This is a genomic window from Shewanella sp. 11B5 (assembly GCF_002836795.1).
GTDB lineage: Bacteria > Pseudomonadota > Gammaproteobacteria > Enterobacterales > Shewanellaceae > Shewanella > Shewanella frigidimarina.
Genome location: NZ_PJAP01000665.1, coordinates 1 through 2,103 on the forward strand (window position 1 = coordinate 1; position 2,103 = coordinate 2,103).

2 protein-coding genes are annotated in these 2,103 nt (G+C 40.3%); both read right to left on the reverse strand.

Annotated features, from left to right (window positions below; genetic code table 11):
- Positions 1 to 870: type VI secretion system contractile sheath large subunit (locus tag CXF78_RS15025; protein WP_145991475.1), on the reverse strand; the 870-nt coding region annotated here is incomplete at its 3' end.
- Between the two features lie 51 nt (positions 871 to 921).
- Positions 922 to 2,103: type VI secretion system contractile sheath large subunit (gene tssC / locus CXF78_RS15030; protein WP_102037254.1), on the reverse strand; the 1,182-nt coding region annotated here is incomplete at its 5' end.

Genomic DNA, 2,103 nt, shown 5'->3' on the forward strand with positions numbered 1-2,103 from the left:
TAAATGATCTTTTTTAGGGTTTTTAATCGATTCTTTAAACTTAAATCCTTCGCTACGAGTACCATCAATGAGATAAGGAGAACGCATGAGAATATTAGGCATTGTTAACCCAATAAAGCGAGAATCGTCCATTTTACGTAACGAATTCCACTTAATGTACTCGTGTTGTTCAAAAATTTTGGCGATATTCATATGAGCAGATAAATCGGAAAAATCATCAGCACCAAACAAAGAAGGACTAGCCGAGGTAATAAAGGGCGCAAAAGCGGCGGCTGCAGTGCGGGATATTTCTTTTAAAATATCAATATCATTAGTAGAGACACCAGGACGGCTTTTATGAGTGATTTGATAATCACCAATTAATGTGCCGAAGGGTTCACCACCAGACATGTCGTATTCATTGTTGTAAATCAGTTTAAAAAAATCACTTTGATCAAACTCAATGGCCCGATTAATGTCTTTAGACAGCGTTGTCCAACAACAATCGAGCATTTTCACTTTCACTTTCTGGTCTTTATCATGTAAATCCTGCTGTTGAACAAGATAAAGTACTCCACGCCAACTGGCTTCTAACGCCTGAAATGCATCATGATGAATAATAGCGTTAAGCTGTTGTTCTAATTGTCTATCAATGCGTTCAATGGCTTTAAGCAGGAAAGGTAAAACAGATGTTTTATCGAATTGTTCAAGCGAATGGCTTGAGTTTTCAAGCCACAGCAATAACGACCTAGTCGAGTCCGACTCTCGTAAGAACCGTTCGACTAGGTGTTTATTTTTTAGTGCCTGTGTAGTCGAAGATACTGGTTTGTTAACACCAGTATCTTCTTTGAAAATTTCACTTGTTACAAATGAAATGGTTTCATGCGGCATCGTTTGTTTCTATCCTTGAAAACAAATGAGGGTCACTGCATTAGCGCGTGATTATCCTACTTTAGGGATCTTCGCGACTAAACGTAAAGAGGCTGTCAGTTCTTCCATTTGTAACCAAGGACGTAACCATGCAACAGCATTGTATGAACCAGGTTGACCAGGGATCTCTTTAACTTCAACTTTTGCATCTGCTAATGGGTACTTGGCACGAATCTCTTGCCCACCACCTTCTGAAGCATTAACAAATGATAAAATCCAGCGATTTAACCAAGACTCGACATCTTCAGCTTCCATGAAACTACCAATTTTGTCTCGAGCCATCACTTTAAGATAATGCGCAAAACGTGATGTTGCCATTAGGTAAGGTAAACGTGCCGAAATGGCCGCATTCGCGGTAGCATCATGGTTAGACATTATTTTAGGTTTTTGGCAAGATTGAGAGCCAAAGAACACTGCATAATCAGTATGCTTGTAATGACATAGAGGCAAGAAACCCAACTTACTTAATTCAGCTTCGCGGCGATCGGTAATGCCAATTTCTGTTGGGCATTTTAAATCCGGATCACCATCATCACTGGTAAATACATGAGCAGGTAATCCTTCAACCTTACCACCACCCTCAGCGCCACGGATTGCGGTACAGAAACCATATTTACTAAATGCCTGACCCATATTAGTTGCCATGACATACGCGGCATTCATCCAGCAATAGTCATCGTGATCAGCGACTTTAGCACGACCACTTTCTAAATCTAATTCGAACTCTTCATAGCAAAACTCTTCAACAGGTTTTGTTGCTTCACCATACGGAAGACGGGCAAGCACACGTGGCATGGTTAAGGTGACAAAACGAGAGTCATCACTGTCACGGAAAGAGCGCCATTGCGTGTATTCTAAAGATTCAAATACTTTTTCAAGATCGCGTGGTTTACTGAGTTCTGTCCACTCATCAAAACCGAATAAAGAAGAACCAGCAGCAGAAACAAATGGGCAGAAGCCAGCGGCTGCAACATTAGATATCAATGATAATGTTTCAACATCTTCAGGATGATTACTAAACTCATAATCACCGACTAAGCAACCATAAGGTTCTCCGCCCGGGGTGCCAAATTCAGCCTCATAGATTTTTTTGAACATTTGACTCTGATCAAACTCAACCGCTTTACTCAAATCTTTGTGAAGTTCTTTTTTGGACAAACTCATGACACGAATTTTAAGCGTTTCATTTGTTTC